At 50.1% G+C, this 18,665-nt stretch carries 20 protein-coding genes; 11 read left to right on the top strand and 9 right to left on the bottom strand.

Annotated features, from left to right (window positions below):
* The first annotated feature begins 334 nt into the window (after positions 1–334).
* The gene (locus DXV75_RS11750; RefSeq protein WP_115593620.1) at positions 335–865 is read left to right on the top strand and encodes a gamma carbonic anhydrase family protein; all 531 of its coding nucleotides are present in this window, start codon (positions 335–337) and stop codon (positions 863–865) included.
* An 18-nt stretch (positions 866–883) separates the two neighbouring features.
* Here DXV75_RS11750 and aroE read toward each other — a convergent pair whose 3' ends face one another.
* Complete coding sequence (aroE, locus tag DXV75_RS11755) at positions 884–1,702, bottom strand: shikimate dehydrogenase (protein WP_115593621.1); 819 nt, start codon at positions 1,700–1,702, stop codon at positions 884–886.
* Here aroE and DXV75_RS11760 point away from each other — a divergent pair.
* Positions 1,701–2,126, top strand: a complete 426-nt coding sequence (locus DXV75_RS11760; RefSeq protein WP_115593622.1) for a group II truncated hemoglobin — start codon at positions 1,701–1,703, stop codon at positions 2,124–2,126. The genes aroE and DXV75_RS11760 overlap by 2 nt on opposite strands.
* Positions 2,127–2,182: 56 nt before the next feature.
* On the opposite strand, the gene DXV75_RS11765 is transcribed toward DXV75_RS11760, so the two are convergent.
* The 7 genes from DXV75_RS11765 to DXV75_RS11795 form a co-directional block, all read right to left on the bottom strand.
* Positions 2,183–2,857 (bottom strand): OmpW/AlkL family protein, encoded by a 675-nt coding sequence (locus DXV75_RS11765; RefSeq protein ID WP_115593623.1) that lies wholly within the window; start codon positions 2,855–2,857, stop codon positions 2,183–2,185.
* A gap of 148 nt (positions 2,858–3,005) precedes the next feature.
* Positions 3,006–3,938 (bottom strand): oxygen-dependent coproporphyrinogen oxidase, encoded by a 933-nt coding sequence (gene hemF / locus DXV75_RS11770; RefSeq protein ID WP_115593776.1) that lies wholly within the window; start codon positions 3,936–3,938, stop codon positions 3,006–3,008.
* A gap of 5 nt (positions 3,939–3,943) precedes the next feature.
* Entirely contained in the window at positions 3,944–4,513 is a 570-nt protein-coding gene (tsaC, locus tag DXV75_RS11775; RefSeq protein WP_115593624.1) for an L-threonylcarbamoyladenylate synthase type 1 TsaC, read from the bottom strand.
* A gap of 24 nt (positions 4,514–4,537) precedes the next feature.
* Positions 4,538–5,083: a DNA topoisomerase family protein gene (locus DXV75_RS11780; RefSeq protein ID WP_115593625.1), complete on the bottom strand. Its 546-nt coding sequence runs from the start codon at positions 5,081–5,083 to the stop codon at positions 4,538–4,540.
* A 33-nt stretch (positions 5,084–5,116) separates the two neighbouring features.
* Entirely contained in the window at positions 5,117–5,593 is a 477-nt protein-coding gene (locus DXV75_RS11785; RefSeq protein ID WP_115593626.1) for a DUF494 family protein, read from the bottom strand.
* A 1-nt stretch (position 5,594) separates the two neighbouring features.
* Complete coding sequence (gene dprA / locus DXV75_RS11790; RefSeq protein ID WP_245953190.1) at positions 5,595–6,722, bottom strand: DNA-processing protein DprA; 1,128 nt, start codon at positions 6,720–6,722, stop codon at positions 5,595–5,597.
* 36 nt (positions 6,723–6,758) lie between these two features.
* Positions 6,759–7,841 (bottom strand): LysM peptidoglycan-binding domain-containing protein, encoded by a 1,083-nt coding sequence (locus tag DXV75_RS11795; RefSeq protein ID WP_115593627.1) that lies wholly within the window; start codon positions 7,839–7,841, stop codon positions 6,759–6,761.
* Positions 7,842–8,044: 203 nt separating this feature from the next.
* Between DXV75_RS11795 and def the strand changes: the two genes are divergently transcribed.
* The 9 genes from def to DXV75_RS11840 all read left to right on the top strand — a co-directional run bounded on the left by def (position 8,045) and on the right by DXV75_RS11840 (position 17,206).
* Positions 8,045–8,554: a peptide deformylase gene (def, locus tag DXV75_RS11800; protein ID WP_115593628.1), complete on the top strand. Its 510-nt coding sequence runs from the start codon at positions 8,045–8,047 to the stop codon at positions 8,552–8,554.
* 17 nt (positions 8,555–8,571) lie between these two features.
* Positions 8,572–9,525 carry a methionyl-tRNA formyltransferase gene (gene fmt / locus DXV75_RS11805; RefSeq protein ID WP_115593629.1) on the top strand — a complete coding sequence of 318 codons (954 nt, stop codon included), beginning with the start codon at positions 8,572–8,574 and terminating at the stop codon, positions 9,523–9,525.
* Positions 9,526–10,839, top strand: a complete 1,314-nt coding sequence (gene rsmB / locus DXV75_RS11810) for a 16S rRNA (cytosine(967)-C(5))-methyltransferase RsmB (protein ID WP_115593630.1) — start codon at positions 9,526–9,528, stop codon at positions 10,837–10,839.
* A gap of 29 nt (positions 10,840–10,868) precedes the next feature.
* A complete protein-coding gene (trkA, locus tag DXV75_RS11815; RefSeq protein WP_115593631.1) occupies positions 10,869–12,248 on the top strand; it encodes a Trk system potassium transporter TrkA in 1,380 nt (459 codons plus the stop codon).
* 309 nt (positions 12,249–12,557) lie between these two features.
* The gene (locus DXV75_RS11820; RefSeq protein WP_115593632.1) at positions 12,558–13,208 is read left to right on the top strand and encodes an ETEC_3214 domain-containing protein; all 651 of its coding nucleotides are present in this window, start codon (positions 12,558–12,560) and stop codon (positions 13,206–13,208) included.
* Positions 13,201–14,151, top strand: a complete 951-nt coding sequence (locus DXV75_RS11825) for an LPP20 family lipoprotein (protein WP_115593633.1) — start codon at positions 13,201–13,203, stop codon at positions 14,149–14,151. Before DXV75_RS11820 ends, DXV75_RS11825 begins: the two co-directional genes overlap by 8 nt.
* 16 nt (positions 14,152–14,167) lie before the next feature.
* Positions 14,168–15,238 carry a hypothetical protein gene (locus DXV75_RS11830; protein WP_115593634.1) on the top strand — a complete coding sequence of 357 codons (1,071 nt, stop codon included), beginning with the start codon at positions 14,168–14,170 and terminating at the stop codon, positions 15,236–15,238.
* 14 nt (positions 15,239–15,252) lie between these two features.
* The gene (locus DXV75_RS11835; protein ID WP_115593635.1) at positions 15,253–15,837 is read left to right on the top strand and encodes an LPP20 family lipoprotein; all 585 of its coding nucleotides are present in this window, start codon (positions 15,253–15,255) and stop codon (positions 15,835–15,837) included.
* 1 nt (position 15,838) lies between these two features.
* Complete coding sequence (locus tag DXV75_RS11840; RefSeq protein WP_115593636.1) at positions 15,839–17,206, top strand: transglycosylase SLT domain-containing protein; 1,368 nt, start codon at positions 15,839–15,841, stop codon at positions 17,204–17,206.
* A 5-nt stretch (positions 17,207–17,211) separates the two neighbouring features.
* On the opposite strand, the gene DXV75_RS11845 is transcribed toward DXV75_RS11840, so the two are convergent.
* Complete coding sequence (locus DXV75_RS11845) at positions 17,212–18,663, bottom strand: TrkH family potassium uptake protein (protein WP_115593637.1); 1,452 nt, start codon at positions 18,661–18,663, stop codon at positions 17,212–17,214.
* Between the last annotated feature and the right edge of the window lie 2 nt (positions 18,664–18,665).

Below are 18,665 nucleotides of genomic sequence, written 5' to 3' on the forward strand. Positions count from 1 at the left end.
TAAAGAACAGGGCCGTTTCCGGCTTGCTTCGTTGTTACCCCGAAGCGGGATGCGCATTCTACGCTTTCCGTTCTCAGTGTCAACACTTTTTTGAAAATTTATTTTTCAAGGCGTTTCGCTGAAAACCACTCCTGACGCGGCTTGTAGCCTTGTCTGACTGGCTTGCCGTTGGGCTCCCCTGTCGAAGTGGGGCGCATTCTACAGACCTGAGAAAAACCGTCAACAGATATTTTAAAAAAAACTGAAAAACACGTTCGTTCGAACATTTCTTGTTCGATTTAGCCATTTTTCGGTATTATCACCCCGTTTTTTCGCTATAGGAGCTCCATTCAACATGTCGATCCGACCTTATAAAAACACTATGCCTACACTGGGGATGCGCTGCTATATCGATCCGTCTGCGGTAATCGTAGGTGATATTATGTGTGGAGACGATGTGAGTATCTGGCCATTAGTTGCAGCACGAGGTGATGTTAACCGTATTCAAATTGGCAACCGGACCAATATTCAGGACGGCACCGTTCTGCATGTCACCCGCCGGACAGCAAACAATCCTGCAGGCTATCCGCTTGTCATCGGGGAAGACGTCACCATTGGCCACAAATGTATGCTGCACGGATGCACGCTGGGAAATCGTATTCTGGTGGGTATGGGGGCCATTATAATGGACGGAGTCTCCGTCGAGGACGATGTGTTTATTGGAGCAGGAACTCTGGTCCCTCCCAATAAACACCTTGAAAGTGGGTACCTTTACGTGGGTAACCCTATGGTAAAGAAGCGCCCGCTTAACGATGCGGAACGCCAGTTTCTGGCACAGTCAGCTGAGAACTATGTTTTATTAAAAAATGACTATCTGGGAGATTAATCACTCAGCATCCGTAAATTAGGTGTATTCAGCTCGTACTTTGTTAACCACTTCACGGGTCGCAGGAGTTTTACCTGTCCATATGGTAAAAGCCGCTGCGGCCTGCTCTACCAGCATACCCAGACCATCCAGCGCCAAATCACACCCATTATCCAGTGCGTAGCGCATAAAAACAGTAGGTTCTTTGGCATAAGCCATGTCATAAGCAACTTCACAACGAACCAGTGCTGCAGAGTCTATTCCGGGCAACGCATTGCTAAGGCTGGCGGCCGTTGAATTAATTATGATTTCCGCCTGCCAGTCAGATGCCGCTTCCAGAGCGACACATTCCAGTCTCTCACACGCAATTTCATCCACTATAGCCTGAGCCTTGGACTGGGTCCGATTGCAAATACCAAGCTTTGCTATTCCTGCATTTAACAAAGGCAACACAACGCCTCTTGCGGCGCCCCCAGCTCCAAGCAACAACACCCGTCTACCTTCCAATACAATGTTGTTTGCTTTCAAATCCGCTACCAGCCCTACCCCATCCGTGTTGAACCCCTGAAAGCCACCTTCATGCATTCGCGCCAGTGTGTTTACGGCTTTTGCCACCTGAGCTTCCGGCGACGACTGCCCGGCCATTTCATACGCACGGGTTTTGAATGGCATAGTCACATTGCAGCCAACGGCGTTGGGCTGAGCGAAAAAATCCATTACCGCTTGCTCAAAACCCTCCAAAGGAGCCTGGATTTTTTCGTACAGGATTTCTTCACCAGTACTTTTCGCAAACATCTGATGGATAACGGGTGATAAACTGTGGGTAATAGGATTACCAAACACCGCAAACTTTTTCATGAATGTATTCGATTTCCTTGCAGAAAAACTGAAACAAAATAAACGGGCGACGACACCCTATGAAGCAATAGGCGGGGAAAAAACAGTTCGCCGTATCGCTGATCGTTTTTACACTATCATGGAACAGGATCCGTTGGCATCTCAACTTTATGCTATACATCCAAAACCGCTGGATAGGATCCGCCACGTTTTCTTTCTTTATCTTTCGATGTGGCTCGGCGGCCCGAATGATTACGAAGTGTCGCGAGGGCATCCCCGATTACGTGCCAGGCACCTTCCTTATAAGGTAACCCCCTTGCTAAAGAATCAGTGGATGTATTGTATGCGTAAAGCGCTGTTGGAAAATGTTTCGGATTTAGCCCTGGCCGAGCAGTTATTACGATCACTGGACCAATTGGCCGAGCACATGGTCAACAGTCAATAAAAAAGGCCGCTCCAAACGAAGCGGCCGAAGTAGCGCGATGGGTGGGTATTGTTAGGTTAGAACCGGTAGCCCAGTGACAGGGTGTACACCCAAGGATCAATCTGAATGCTGCTTACCTTACCTGGGGTACCATTCAGATTGAACGAAGCTTCAGTATCAATATCAATCCAACGTACTGAACCATTAATGTGCCACTTATTGTTCAGGACCCAGTCAGCACCTACCTGTGCCGACAGCCCAAGCGAATTGTCCAGTTCCAGATCAGCCAGACCGGCATCGGTGTTCGCAGCAGTGAACTCTTCATCAAAGAATATGGTGTAGTTTACCCCTGCTCCCAAATAAGGTTGAAATGCGGAGGCAGGATCACTGAAGTAATAATTTACACTCAGTGTTGGGGGCAAGTGGGTAACCTCACCAAGTTTGTCACCGGTACCGAGTGGATCACTGACACCAAAATCGACTTTGTGGGTAAAAGGGGTGGCAGCCAGCAACTCCACATTGAGTCTGTCGCTAATAAAGTAGGCGACGTTGATACCTAACTGAGTGTCTGCACCCACTGTCAGACCAATGCCCAAATCGGCATCATCAAGAAGGATATTGGATGTCTCATCATCCGGGGCGACGTTGGTCAGACCACCACGAACAAGCCAGTCCCCTTTTTCATAAGCAAAGCCTGCTGGGGCAACGAAAAGTGTAGCGGCGATAAGTGCACTGAGAGTTGAATGTTTCATGAATTTTCTCTTATGTTTCGGAATCTGGCTTCAATGTACAAAGCCACCAAGAGAAAAACTTTGATCTGGGACAAGGTTGAACTGTGCTAAATCCGCACGTGACGTGCGATTGATCCAGGTCAACCTGCCCTATTATTACAGATACTAATTACCAGTCTGTGGGCTGCAACCATTCCGCCAGTTTGGCCTCTGCAGAACCCTCCCTGGGTTGATAGTTGTATTCCCATCGTGCAAGTGGAGGCATCGACATAAGAATGGATTCCGTGCGTCCACCGGTTTGAAGCCCAAACAGAGTGCCGCGATCATACACCAGATTGAACTCTACATAGCGACCACGACGATACAACTGGAACTCTCTTTCCTGCTCACCATAATTCTGTCCTTTACGCCGTTCAACGATTGGAACATAGGCGTCAAGATACCCGTTGCCCACTGCCTGCATAAACGCAAAACTTTTTTCGAACCCCCACTGATTGAGGTCATCAAAAAACAACCCGCCAACACCCCGTGTTTCATTGCGGTGTTTGAGATAGAAATAGTCATCACACCACTTTTTATATTCGGAATACACCTGCTCCCCAAACGGTGCGCAAAGTTTTCTTGCAACATCATGCCAATGCTGAACATCTTCTTTGTAGGGGTAAAAGGGAGTAAGGTCAAAACCTCCGCCAAACCACCATATCGGTGTTTCACCTTCCTTTTCAGCAATAAAAAAACGCACGTTGGCATGGGATGTTGGCACGTAGGGGTTCCTGGGGTGAATGACCAGAGACACGCCCATAGCCTGAAAACTGCGGCCGGCCAATTCGGGACGGGAGGCTGTGGCGGAAGCTGGCATCGCCTCTCCGAACACATGTGAAAAGTTCACACCTCCCTGTTCAAAAACGGCGCCGTCTTTCAGTACTCTCGAACGACCACCTCCGCCCTGCTCCCGTTGCCAGCAGTCTTCCATAAAGTGCCCCTTGCCATCCGCCATCTCAAGGGTGTGGCAGATGTTGTCCTGCAGGGCAAGCAGGAAACGCTTTACCTGATCTATGGCTGAATGTGTGTTTTCAAGCACCAAATCACTTTTAAGGTTCATCATAACTACGCTCTGATAATCTGCCCTGTTTGCCCATCCCGGATAGTACTTGGGCGGCTTCGCTCACCCACTTCACCCGCTACATAGCAGACACTGTCGCCAAAATACTCCCTGGCCTGCTGTAAATTTATCGCCGGCTCTTTGCCGGATGGGTTAGCACTGGTAGATACCAGCGGCATGCCTACTTTCTCGCACAATGCTCTTACCACCGGATGGGCTGTAACCCGAACGGCTATACTGGGGTTTCCACCGGTGATCCAGTCCGGCGCCCCAGCACTCTTTGGCAACAACCAGGTAACCGGGCCGGGCCAGCTGGAAAAAATCTCGGTTCGCCTGTCCTGGCGAATAGCCTTGTCATCAACATAGGGCAGCAACCGAGAATAGGTATCAGCTATGAGGATCACGCCTTTTTCTTTAGCTCGCCCTTTTAGGTTCAATAAGGCCTGAACCGCAACTTCGTTGTCTGGATCACAGCCAATTCCCATAACGGCTTCTGTAGGATAAACCAGCAGTTTTCCAGCACGAAAAGCCTCGACCTCAGGGGCGAGCTGCAACGTATTTTGTGTGTCTTGCATGAGATACCGTAAAAATGAATATGTTCAGGATTGTGTGTAATCGCAATCTGTCTGCGGGCAGCACAGCTTACCTTTTTTATCGATGAGAACTGACCAACCACACTGTGGACAGGCCTGTGCCACTGGAGGGAAATTTAGCACATAACGGCACTGGGGATAATGATTGCAGGCAAAAAACCGCTTGCCGTATTTGTTGGTTCGCTCGAGTAAATGCCCTTTCTGACATTTCGGGCAGGTTAACTGAGTATCATTTTGCGCTTTAATAGGTTCTATGTGATGGCACGCGGGGAAATTTGTACAGCCAATAAACATCCCATAACGCCCCTTTTTGATTGCCATCTCGTTTCCGCATTCCGGGCAATGGGTATCTTCAATAACTTTCAGAGTGGTGGTTTGAGCATCATGAAGCGGTTTACTGAATTGACACTGCGGGTAACCGGAACAACCGATAAACGGCCCCGATTTACTGTTTCGCACCCGCAGAGCTTTACCGCATTCGGGGCAGTCACCAAAGGTATGAGAGCGCGCGTGCTCATCCGCATTAAACAGGGAATGATCAATTTTTGACATGCTGCTAGCCTGAATCAGGCAGAAAATCGAAGTTTAATGAAGAATACCGTCCGATTCATCAAAAAGCAGATCTTCCATCTGTGCGTACGCATTTTCCTTGCCCGGCACATTAAACAACACCATCAGCACAACCCATTTCAGATCTTCAAGACAAAATTCTGCCGAATCGATTTCCATTACCCGGTCAATGACCATTTCACGGGTTGATGCATCCAGAACAGCAACCTGCTCCAGAAATAACAGAAATCCTCGACACTCCACGTCCAGCCGCATCTGCTCTTCCTGAGTGTAAATGCGGCTCAAACTTGTGGTTATGCCTTTGCAGAAGTACGGTTTTATATCCGTTTCCTGCAACGCTGCCAGCTTTTCAAGCCAGGCTAGCGCTTTGTATATTTCATCATGGTGAAAACCGGCACGCACCAACTCCTCAGTCAGCTCGTCCTGATCGACACGGATTTCCGTTTCACTGTGAATGAAATTCTCAAACAGATACATGAGGATGTCGAACATGTTATTTCCCCCTCAATTTGACATAACCCCCTGGGACGGCGGTTATCAGACCACGCAACTCGTATTCTAGCAGTGCCGCCAGTACCTCAGAAACAGGCAGCTGGTTGCGTTCGGCAATGATGTCTACAGCCGTGACATCCAAGTCCACACTATCTAATAATTTATCGGTTGCCAAGCTTTCGGATTGACTTTTTTTTGCCGATGAATCAGAGCGGAGCTCGGAGCTGACAGTCAGACAGGGTAACTCCTCAAGGATGTGTTCAACATGGGTAACCAGTTTGGCCCCTTGCTGGATTAAATAATGACAACCTTGAGTTTGTGGATTGTGTATATTGCCGGGTACTGCGAATACTTCCTTGCCCATATCTATGGCCATATTGGCGGTTATCAAGGTGCCACTTCGAATTGATGCCTCTACCACCAGCGTTCCCAAAGACAAACCAGCGATAATTCGGTTTCGGCGAGGAAAATGTTGAGCGCGGGCTGGCGTACCCGGCCAGAACTCACTGACCACGGCACCGCCTGATTGAACTATTTGGCGGTAAAGCTGCGAATGCCTGTTAGGGTATACCACATCAACACCACTGCCCAACACGGCAAGCGTTCCCTCTGGCACTATCAGCGCCCCTCTGTGCGCAGCACCATCAATTCCCATCGCAAGGCCACTGACGACTTTGATTCCCAGAGTAACCAGTTGGCCGGCAAACTCGAAGGCGCAATCAAGCCCGCTCCGGCTTGCCCGGCGTGAACCAACAATCGCAACTTGTGGAGCGCTCAGTAAGGCAGTATTGCCTTTTACAAAGAGTACCAATGGTGGAGAAGACAACTGCCGCAGTAAAGGTGGGTAATTGTCGCACCCAAAGCTTATGAGATGGTGATCATCACTGGCCTTTTGCCACTGATTACAACGTTCAATGATGTCCGGTTGATAAGTTGAAAGTGCTTCTTTTAGGCGCGGGCTAACCGAAACATCATCAGGAAAGGGAATTTGGCGATGGATAATATCGGTTGCCTGATATCCCCTCGCCGCCAGGTCGGCCCAGACCCGATGTCGTACTCCGGCGATGGTCGCCAGAGCCAGCCAGGCATATTTTTCTTGTAAGAGTAAACCAGCAACCCGTTTTGTCACGCCGTTTCTCCCTGTAAGAAACGGCGCTCAACAGTATTAAGGTTTCGCTACTATGGCACCGGTTTTTACCAGATCCCGAGAGCGGCTTATGATGCCGTAACTTGCTTTATCAAAGGTTTTAAAAATAATCAGCTCACCAATTTTCAGCGCAGGCTGTGATACTTTGGAGCCGTCGTTGAACACGCTACGAACCGCACTGGCTTCGCTGGCATACTGCGGGCGTTCGCCGTCAATAATGTCTGGCCCCTGGGCGTAAATCCCCATCACTGTACCGGGTTCCAGCGCATCGGAACCCAGGTCAACAATAACCACGTCGCCTTTGCCCAGCAGTTCATGCTGATGCAGGTTTCCAATCACATGCCCTTTCTGGTCCGTGGCTGGCTGTAAGGTCATGTCCTGCGCTCCGGTAAATTCTCCGGAATAAAGCCGATCACCGCGCTGCGCTTCCAAATTGGAGTCAGACACTTTAACCAGCCACTGCGAGGCCGCTTCATCTTCTACTATCTCAGCGTCGGCTATATGGTTGATCTGGATCCCCACAACCTCACCATCGAGGTTTTTAATGGTAAATTGCTTCCTCACCACACGATACTGATCATCAGGACGGCCAAAGCTTCGGCTCAACACCAGGTCATCACTGACAAAGCGGATCCCACCACTCTGGTTGCCCAGCAGGTAGGGAAGCAAATCGTAATCCTGTTGTTCGACGATTTCGTTTTGGCTGATGTAGGTGGCCAGCGTTGACCAAGGCAGAACACCGATAGGAGAAGGCTTGACCGTTCTGACCATATCCGGGCTGATGGTGAGAAAGGTTTTGTCGCGCTGAACTTCCAGCACAGGTTCACCGTCAACAAACCGAATGGTGAGTACATCCCCTGGATAAATCAGATGAGGGTTTTCAATCTGGGTATTGTTGCGCCACAATTCAGGCCACAACCAAGGTTGATCAAGGAACAAACTGGCAATATCCCACAGGGTATCGTTTTTCTTAACCGTGTAGGTGACCGGTGCATTATCTTTCAGTTCCACGGCCTCAATCAGGGCAGCGGGTAATATCATTGCCGCGCCTACTGCCACCTGCAGGCTTCGTTTAATGAACGATTTCAACCCGATTGTCATAACTGTTTGTGCCCCTTACAACTGTAATTAATTCAAGCAATGTTTGTGTATCGGCCGTTGCGCCATGAAATTCAGTGCAACGACAAAAAGCTGCACGCAGCGCTGGTTATACGTTAGAATAGTAACTGAAATTGCCCTGTAAATAGTGCTGGTAATTGGATCGTATATTAATTCATACAGACTAAAATAAGTGTGAACGACAGATGGCTATACTAGAAGTATTGAGTTTTCCTGACGAACGGCTGCGCACAGTTGCCAAGCCGGTTAAAGAGGTTAACAACGAAATCAAACAGCTGATTGCAGACATGTTTGAAACCATGCGCGACGAAAACGGCATCGGCCTGGCAGCAACCCAGGTTGACCGCCACGTCAGAGTAGTCGTTATGGATGTGTCGGAAAATCAGGACGATCCCAGAGTGTTTGTAAACCCTGAGATTATTAAACGCGAAGGCAGCACCATCAGTGAAGAAGGATGCCTGTCAGTACCAGGCAACTACGCCAAGGTTGAGCGAGCCGAGAAGGTCACCGTGACCGCGCTGGATGGTGAAGGTCAGCCCTTTGAACTCGAAGCCGAGGGTTTACTGGCTATTTGCATCCAGCATGAACTTGACCACCTGGCGGGCAAGTTGTTCATCGATTATCTCTCGCCACTCAAGCGCCAGCGCATTCGCAAAAAGCTTGAAAAAGATGTCCGCCTAGCGGCCCGTGCGTAGTAACCTAAAGGTCCATTGTGTCGTCCAGTCTTAGAATCATTTTTGCCGGAACTCCGGATTTTGCAGCTGACCATCTCTCAGCCCTGCTTGACTCTGATCATAAGATCATCGCTGTTTACACCCAACCGGATCGCCCTGCAGGGCGAGGTAAAAAGCTGACTCCCAGCCCAGTTAAGGAACTGGCGCAGAAGCACCAGGTAGCCGTATTTCAACCTGAATCGCTGAAAGACCCTGAGGCCCAGTTGGAATTGGCCAGCCTTGAAGCGGATTTAATGGTCGTCGTTGCTTACGGGCTGATTTTGCCAAAAGCCGTATTGGATGCCCCCCGACTGGGTTGCATAAACGTCCACGGTTCAATTTTGCCAAAATGGCGCGGTGCAGCCCCCATTCAGCGCTCGATCTGGGCTGGCGATGCCGAATCCGGCGTCACCATCATGCAAATGGACGAAGGTCTCGATACAGGTGACATGCTGCATGTTGCCAGCCTGCCAGTCAGTGCAGACGAAACCAGCGCCAGCCTTTATGCCAAACTGGCTGAGCTTGGCCCCAAGGCGTTGCTTCACACGCTGAATAACCTTGATGTGCTGAAGGGTGAGCAACAAGACGACAGCCAGGCTACGTACGCCAAAAAGCTGTCCAAAGAAGAGGCCCTAATCGACTGGAACAACAGTGCAGAGCAGCTCGAACGCAATATCCGGGCCTTCAACCCCTGGCCGGTCGCGTGGATGCAGATACAGGGTAACAATATTAAGGTGTGGTCAGCCAAAGTTCTGGCGGAGGAATCATCCGACGCACCTCCCGGCACCATTATTCAGGCAGACAAATTTGGCATCGTAGTGGCTACTGGCACTCATCCCTTGCGGCTGGAAAGCCTGCAGATTCCCGGCAAAAAGGCATTACCCGCCGCCGATGTGCTGAACGCACGCCAGGCCTGGTTTCAGGTTGGACAATCGTTGCTCGGCGAAAAATAGATGTCAGACACTCCATTACCCCGCCAGAAAAACCTGCGTGCTGACAGCGCGTGGATATTGTATCAGATTCTTGAATGCGGCCGCTCATCACGGGACTGCCTCGCTCAGGTGCAGCGCCGCCACGGCCCTAGGGATAACGCCTGGATTCAGGAAATGACTATGGGTGTTTTACGGCGCCTGCCCGTATTGCAATATTGGTTACGACAGCTGCTGGACAAACCGCTTAAAGGCAAGAAGAAGATCCTTGAACACCTTATCCTGCTGGGTTTTTACCAGATAGCTTTTTCCCGCGTATCCCCTCACGCTGCAGTAGGCGAAACGGTCAATGCCGCACCCTATTTGGGTGGCGTTTCACTCAAGGGGCTGGTCAATGCGGTGCTGCGTAATTTTCAGCGTTCTGAAATTCATTTACAGCCGCTGAACGACGAACTGCTCAACAGCGGCCTACCCAAATGGCTCTACAAGCAAATTCTCGCATGCTATAACGAACAGACTGCTGAAATCGTTGAGCAAACCAATTCTGTGGCCCCCATCTGGCTTAGAGTAAACCGCCGCCAGCTGAGCCGTGAAGAATTTACTGCGGCTCTCGAACAACAAGGCTTAACCTACCAGATTCCAGAACATCATCCAGACGCAGTTCTGCTCACTTCGCGCGGGGATGTTCAGGCACTTCCGGGCTTTGCAAAGGGCTGGTTTGCAGTGCAGGACGGCGCTGCCCAACTGGCCGCTCATTATCTGGCACCAGGAGCCGGAGAGCGCATTCTGGATTGCTGTGCGGCCCCCGGAGGCAAAACCGGGCATATCATGGAACTGCAACCCGCACTTGGCGCCTGTATAGCTCTGGACAGCGATGAACATCGCCTGAAGCGCGTTACAGAAAACATGCAGCGTCTTGGTCATCAACCGACGGTATTACACGGAGATGCCGGTCAGCCAACAGCGTGGTGGGATGGAAAGCCGTTTGACCGAATTCTGCTTGACGCCCCCTGCTCAGCTACAGGCGTAATACGTCGCCACGCCGACATTCGCTGGCTACGCAACGCGAAAGACATAGAACAACTGGTAGCAATTCAGCAAACTCTGCTGGAAACGCTGTGGCCGCTGCTCAAATCCGGCGGAACCTTGCTGTACGCAACCTGCTCGATTCTTCCCCAGGAAAACCGCCAGCAAATTTCGCAATTTCTGGCCAGGCACAACGACGCACAGCTTGACCCAATTTTGCCTGAAGAAACCCCGGAAAAGCCCGGCCGTCAGATTCTGCCCGGTGAACAACAAATGGATGGTTTCTATTATGCGAGGCTGGTAAAGTCTTAAAATCTTAAGGAAAGGGCTAGTCGAACAGTATGAAAATCATCATCCTAGGCGCGGGGCAAGTCGGTGGTACTCTGGCTGAAAACCTGGTGGGTGAACGAAATGAAATTACGGTAATCGACTCCGACTCCGATACGCTGAGGGCGTTACAGGATCGCCTGGACCTGCAGGTTGTTACTGGCGTTGGATCCCACCCGGACGTTCTAAAAAAGGCCGGTGCCGAAGACGCCGACATGCTTATAGCGGTAACCAATTCCGACGAAAGCAACATGCTGGCATGCCAAGTTGCCTACAGCCTGTTCAAAACTCCGACCAAAATCGCCCGGGTGCGCAGTGAGCAGTACATCATCTATCAGGAACAGCTATACAAACAGCAAAACATTCCTGTCGACCACATAATTGCTCCCGAACAGCTGGTTACTCAGGCCATCAAACGTCTGATTGATTACCCCGGCGCATTACAGGTGGTTGAATTTGCCGACGGAAAAGCCAGTCTGGTGGCGGTAAAGGCCTATTATGGGGGGCTTCTGGTGGGCCATGCCCTGTCGGCACTCAAAGAACACATGCCCAATGTCGACACACGGGTTGCCGCGATTTATCGGAGAGGCCGTCCGATTCGCCCACTGGGCACCACGGTTATCGAAGCAGATGATGAGGTGTTCTTCATTGCTGCTACCAAGCACATCCGGGCAGTAATGAGTGAACTGCAGAAACTTGAATCCAGCTACAAGCGAATTATGATTGCCGGAGGAGGCCTGATAGGCGCCGGGCTGGCGAAACGTCTTGAACACAAACACAACGTTAAACTGATTGAATTCAATCCTCAGAGAGCTCAGTACCTGTCCGCACATCTAGATAAAACCATTGTATTTTGCGGCGATGCCTCTGATCCGGAACTGCTCAGCGAAGAAAGCATTGAGCAGGTGGATGCGTTTATAGCGGTGACCAACGACGACGAAGCCAACATCATGTCAGCCATGCTCGCCAAACGTATGGGAGCTCAAAAGGCCATGGTTCTGATCCAGCGCAGCGCTTACGTGGATTTGGTTCAGGGTGGCGAGATTGATATTGCTTTTTCTCCGCAACAGGCAACCATTTCCGCACTGCTGACCCACATACGCCGAGGCGACATAGTTAACGTGTACTCACTTCGCCGGGGAGCGGCAGAAGCTATAGAGGCCATCGCGCATGGCGATGCAAATACCTCCAAGGTTGTGGGCCGCCAAATTGGCGATATCCGGCTCCCACCCGGCACCACGATTGGTGCCATTGTGCGGGACGATCAGGTGATCATTGCTCACAGCGATACTGTAATTGAAGCCAATGACCATGTGATCTTGTTTCTGGTGGATAAAAAATACATCAACGACGTTGAAAAACTCTTTCAGCCAAGTGCCTTTTTCTTTGGTTAACCCACGGTGTTCGGTTAACACCTCCTACCTGTTTATTTTTTAATCAAAATTATTGCAGCGCCAAAAACCTGCTGATAGCTTAAATAGCATTCCACCCTTGTCCACTTGGTCAGTTCGCCCGTCGGCCAGCACTCCACAAAAAATATAAACTTAAAAGGTTCGACTGTGAGCGATTACATCGACGACATTCTTGAGGTATGTAACCGTACCCGGGTGTTGAAATTGCTTGTCTCAGTAGCTGTTGCCATGGCATTACTCGGGTAGTTCAATGACACCAAGGAACTGCTGACCTCTGCTTACGAAGAGGTAATGGCGAAGTTTACACACAAGCAACAGTATGAAGACCTAACCTTACTCAGCATAGGCAGAACCACCGATTTTGTTGAGGGCATATTTGGTCCGCCTCAGGTTATTAAGCCTTCCACCAGTAACCCTGAGGTGGTTTTTCAGTATTACCATACCGGTAAGGCACTTCTGACTATATTCAACCACAATCAGCGGGTGGCCGGTTTTGTGGTGATCCCTCTGGTGAGAGATTTTTATCCCTCGATTCACTACATCAACCGGACGCTTGGCCAGCAAACTGTTGCCGAGCTCATTCCAGCCCAGCAGGATTTTTATTCCGACACAAACAATCTGCTTTACTACGCGGAAGCCAACACTCTTGGCAAGGAATACCTGTTTATTCAGTTAGCTGTAGGATTTGTTGAATACGGAATGAACGAGTTGGTGTGGCAGGGAGCGCGGGTTCCTGCCACAGATGTGATTAAGTCGTTGCAACGCATCAACCAACATTACCTCAGTGAAAATACGGATGCCCTGATGCTTGAACTGGAAAAGTTTCGCTCTTCCACTCCGCCAAACTTTTTCGCCCTTACAGAACTGGACGGAAGGCTAGTGGCAGATTCCCTGCTCACCCGGGTGGAATTTCAATCGTATTTTGGAAACGTCCATGATTAGGTTTTCTTTACCCACCGCAATACTGCTGATGAGCCTGGCCACTTGTGCTTGGGCGGTACTTCCCGACTGGATCACAGCCCCACCTCATAACGAGCATGAATTATTTGGTATTGGCGAGGGCCATAATCTGGAACAAGCGCAGAATGCCGCCCTCAAGAATATAATGGGCCAACTCCGAACACACATTTCCGGCTCCTACTCCCAGGAGCAGCAATTGGTCAATGACCAGTTTTCCGAACGCATCAATCAGTCTGTTAGCAGTTCGATAGAACAACTGCCCATTAGCCAGTATAAAAAACTCAATAACCACCAGCAGGGCAGTTCCTTTTATGCGCTGGTTTCCGTTGAGAAGGCACTGCTTGCCGACACCCTTGCCAAACAGGTTGAGACCAATCTGAAAAAAAGTTCGGACACAATTGATGAAAAGCAGCTGTCGGGTTCCGGTCTTGAGTGGTGGATGAAGAACCGGCAAAGTTTGCTCAGCCAGTACGCTTCAAACAACCGTTATCTGGAAATTCTCGCGCTGATGGGGGCAGAGCAGAAATCGCTGACAACCCGGCAGGCGAAACTTGGCGAAACGATCAAAGCCACCCGCGAACAGGCCTGCCTGTATGTCGCCGGACACCCTAATTCCGACCTGAGACTGGCGTTCAGAAACCAGATTGTGGAAAGTGGCATTGCTGCGGATAACCCAAACTGCCCTTACAACCTCAAGCTTGAGGACACGACTCAGGCCCGAATGCTGTTCAACCAACACACCGTCACCCTCTCGCTCAACGTTCTGCTGACCCAGAATAACCGGCCGATATCCAACCAGAATATCGTTCAAACCGGTAAATCGGTAACCAGCCAGGACATGGCAGAAAAAGCCGCATACAGCATTATTGTGGGGAGAGTCCGGCAGGAAGGCGGTGAAATTATAACTAAATTGCTGTTGCATTGATTCAGAGGAATAAACCATGAACCTGCGATTACTAAACACCACCCTGGCTGTAACACTCTCAACCGTGCTTGTGGCCTGTATGAGCACCAGTACAAAAGTAGAAAATGTGGGTGAAATTTTATCAAACCCGGACTTCGAGGTGGAAATGGCCAAAGCAGAAATTATGCCCGCCGCCTCGGAAATGTCTGGTAAGAGAACCAAAGTTGTCGTATTGCCGGTTCGGGTGTCGGATGCCTCTGAATACGAAATAGGAGCCAAACGCGAAATTACTGCCATGCTGGAAAACGGCTTATTGGGAGCGGGGGCGGACATTGTTGACCGCTCGCTGACGGGCAAACTGGCAGAAGAAATCATTGCCTACGAGGCGACCGGACAATTTTCCGATGCCGGGCTGGACGTTGCGGACATCGTTATTCTGCCATCAATATCCAATGTTCAGGTTGACTCGGACTACTCTCCACCAAGCACCTACACGGATGATGGCAAGACAAAGACCATTCCTGCACGCTGCCGTTTCGAGGGCAAGGTTTCCGGCAATATCCGGGTTTATTCCCTGCCTGAACTGAAACTGGTCGAGGGGGTGCCGCTGAATGGAAGCACTAGTGACTACGAGGAAACGAGGCGCAGTAACTGCCCGATAAGCCAGTCACAGGCATCCATGCTAGCAGCCAAAGCTACGAAAGATGGTGTTTCCGACATGCTGCATAAAGTCAAAAAGCACCTGAGTCAAACCGGTTACGTCAGGGAGTACCGCAATCGTGGCGATGACCACCTGGTCTTCATCAGTATGGGTTCAGCGCAGGGCCTTAAACCCGGGCAAAAAATCCAGTTTGCCCATAAGTTCAGGTTTCATGACGAGTACACCAATACCACCACCATTACACTGGCCCCCTACGACTTTTCCGGCATAGTTTCAGACTACATTCAGGCTGGCAGCGCATGGGTCATCGTCGAACCGGAAGCACTCAATCAACTCAAACAAGGTGATATTGCCAAAACTCATTTCGAAGCAAATTCATCAATCACCCTAACAGATACTATTGAAGACTCCGCGAACTTAATTATGGGTCTTCTCTCAGACAACTAAATTGGAGCCATTACATGCGATTTTTAATTTGCTTGGTAGCTGCCTTTGCACTTTTCGGCTGCGAATCCACCGGTTCAGGTGTTTCAACCAAACAAGCCACCCTACTGGTACCGGATTGCGTATTTCCGGATGCGCCTGATACTGCGGCCCCCCTTTGGGTGTGTGATGTTCCGGTAGAGGGCTATGCCCTTACCTCTGTGGGCTATTCCGAAAAGCGCCCTACGCTTTCCATGACCACCGAATCGGCAGCCACCGATGCCAGAAATAAAATGTCAGCTTATTTTGCTGCAGAAGTAGCCCAGCTGTTCCAAGAGGTGCAAAAGTCGATTGAAAGCGAGTCCACCTCCGAGTTTTCGGTTGATACCGATATGGTCAGACAATCAGTGAACAGCATGACCCTGTTTGGCACCAAGGTTGTGCGCAGCCTCGCTTCACCGAACGGCGGACACTACGTCGTTGTGGCCATGGACGATCAAACCTACAAAAGTAACACCGAGAAGGTATTTGCAGCGCTCTCTGACGAAAACGCAATGATGAAACAAATGTTTGAGAATGAGACAGCCCGTGAGCGGTTGATGGGTAAAATCGGGGCTCCGTAGAATGAAGCAGCCTATTCTGGTCAGATTTTACGCGAGGCTTCCACTGCGCTTGTCGTTGTGGAAGCTCGTTTCCGCACTCGCTTTAAGCCTGTGGGCAATACCTTTCGCAGTGTCACAGCAATCTGTCACCCTCACCGAGCAAGAACAAGCGTTTAAGGCACGCTATCAAGCCCAGTTCGAGGCCTTCAAAGCTCAGCGCGTGAGGGAGTTCACTGAGTTTAAACTGGCCTACAACCAGCGACTTTCGGCTTATCGCCAGAAGCTACTGATGCAGTGGGGTGAAGTGGAAGTGTCTGACACTGAGAAGGTGGTTCTGTACACGGAGCCTGAGGTAAAAACCGTTGTCGACTTTGAAAGTCAGACTGTCGTTGTAAGCATATTGCATCAGAGTGATACCCCTCCCTCTGCTGAACAGGTGGTCCATGCGCTGAAGTCAACAAATACTCTGGCCAACGCTGAAACCAACACGGGTATTCTTGATTCATTTTCCGCTCAACCTGCAGCTAACCTCGCCTTTAAGGATTTGGTCAACCGGGCTGAAATCAGCAGAGTCAAACCTGAAATCAATGACCAGGACCTCGAAGAGGAACTGCAATATATGGAAGCTTTGTCGGCTCAGGATAACCAGCAAATTGATATTCTGACGCAGGACCTTCCTGTGAATGAACCCATAATTGAAAACGCCAAAGCGGTACTGGGAACATCCAAAGAAACCATGAAAAAGAGCATAACGGCTCAGGTTGAGTCCAATCAGGAAGCCCCTGAACAACTTACCAACAAAAGTATCACACGTTTCAAAATTCCAATTCAGTCAAAAAGTAGTGATCAACGGCTGAATAGTGTGCGCCGCTATGTCTACCAAAACGCCGAAAAGTGGAAGCTGCCCCCCGAACTTATCGTGGCCGTGATCCATACCGAAAGCAGCTTCAACCCTTTAGCAGAATCTCATATTCCAGCCTACGGGCTGATGCAGATTGTGCCTACGTCAGCCGGCATTGATATTAACGATTATCTGAACAAAAAGCGCATGCCTATGGACAAAGACCTGCTGTTCAAACCCGACGAAAATGTACTGGCAGGCAGTACTTACCTCTATTTACTGAATAATCGTTACCTTAAAAACCTGTCTGACAGCCAATCCCGGCTTTATTGTGTGATAGCGGCGTACAACACCGGCGTGGGCAATGTCGCGCGAGCGCTGAGCGAGGGTGAGAACAAAAAATTGACTGCCGAACTGGTAGAAAAAATCAACGCCATGCCGAGTGAAGACGTCTATCAGGCACTCATAGAGCACCTGCCCTACGAAGAAACCCGGCGTTATCTGGAAAAAGTCACCACCAGAATGACAGAATACAAACCTTTAATTTAAGTAACTTAGCTGCGCCAGAACGTGGGTGAAAACAATACCAGCAAGGAAAAGACTTCCAGACGACCAAACAGCATGGCCAGTACCAGCAACCACTTTCCGGTATCCGATACTTCGGCATAAGTACCCGCAACACTTCCCAGCCCCGGCCCCAGGTTGTTCAGGGTCGCAGCGGTTGCGGTAAAAGCTGAAATGTTGTCCAGACCTGTGGCGATCATTCCAATCATTATTACAACAAAAACAATGGCATAAGCTGAAAAGAAGCCCCAGACCGCCTCGACAACCCGGTCAGGCATCGCCCGCTCGCCCAGTTTTACGGAATACACCGCTTTGGGGTGAATAAGCCTGTCTATCTCGCGCTTGCCCTGCAAGAAAAGCAGGAATACCCGGATAACCTTTAAGCCTCCACCGGTGGAGCCTGCACACCCTCCAATGAAAGATGCAAATATCAACATGATCGGCAGAAAAGACGGCCAGGATGAAAAATCGGTGGTCGCAAATCCTGCAGTTGTACTGATGGAAACCGCCTGAATCATAGCTTGGTCCAATGCTTCTTCGGCAGAAGTGTAGTAACCGGTTAGTACCAGCACTAAAAAGCAGATCAGGATCAGAAAAAACTGAATAAACAAAAAGGCTTTGAATTCCGGATCCTGCCAGTATCCCCGCGCTGTTCTTGACGTGGCTGCAGCATAGTGAAGGGAAAAGTTAAGCGCTGCTATCAACAAAAACACCGAGCAAACGGCATTCACCATGGGGCTGTTAAAATGCCCCAGGCTGGCGTCATAGGTGGAAAAACCACCAATTGCGATAGTGGAAAAAGAATGGCAGATTGCGTCAAACCAATTCATTCCCGCAACCCAGTAGGCCAGCGTACAGGCTGTGGTCAGCGACAGATAAATGTACCAGAGGTGTTTGGCCGTATCAGCAATACGCGGAGTCATCTTCGAATCTTTCACCGGGCCAGGCGTTTCCGCGCGGTACAACTGCATTCCCCCTACCCCAAGGATAGGCAAAATGGCCACCGCCAGCACGATTATTCCCATGCCACCCAGCCACTGGAGTTGCTGGCGGTAGAATTGAATTGAATGGGGCAGAAATTCGATACCTTCAATGACGGTGGCACCGGTTGTAGTAAGCCCGGAGAAAGCTTCAAAAAACGCGTCAGTAATAGTCATGCTGGGCTGCTCAAGCAGCACGAAGGGAATAGCACCGAAGCTGGCAAGAACAGTCCAGAACAGAACAACGATCAGAAACCCCTCTTTCGCGCGCAAATCCTTTCTCTGACCGCGATTGGGATACCAGCATCCGATACCGGTTAACACACACAAAATGAATGCCAGTATAAATGGTAAACCACTGCCATCCTGGTAAATCAGGGAGACCACCGCAGGTGGGATCATGGTTACACTGAATAGCGCAATCAGTAATCCCAGGATTCGTACAATCGCACGGTAGTGCATGT

Origin of the sequence: Alteromonas aestuariivivens, from assembly GCF_003367475.1 — a bacterium.
Taxonomy (GTDB): Bacteria; Pseudomonadota; Gammaproteobacteria; order Enterobacterales; family Alteromonadaceae; genus Alteromonas; species Alteromonas aestuariivivens.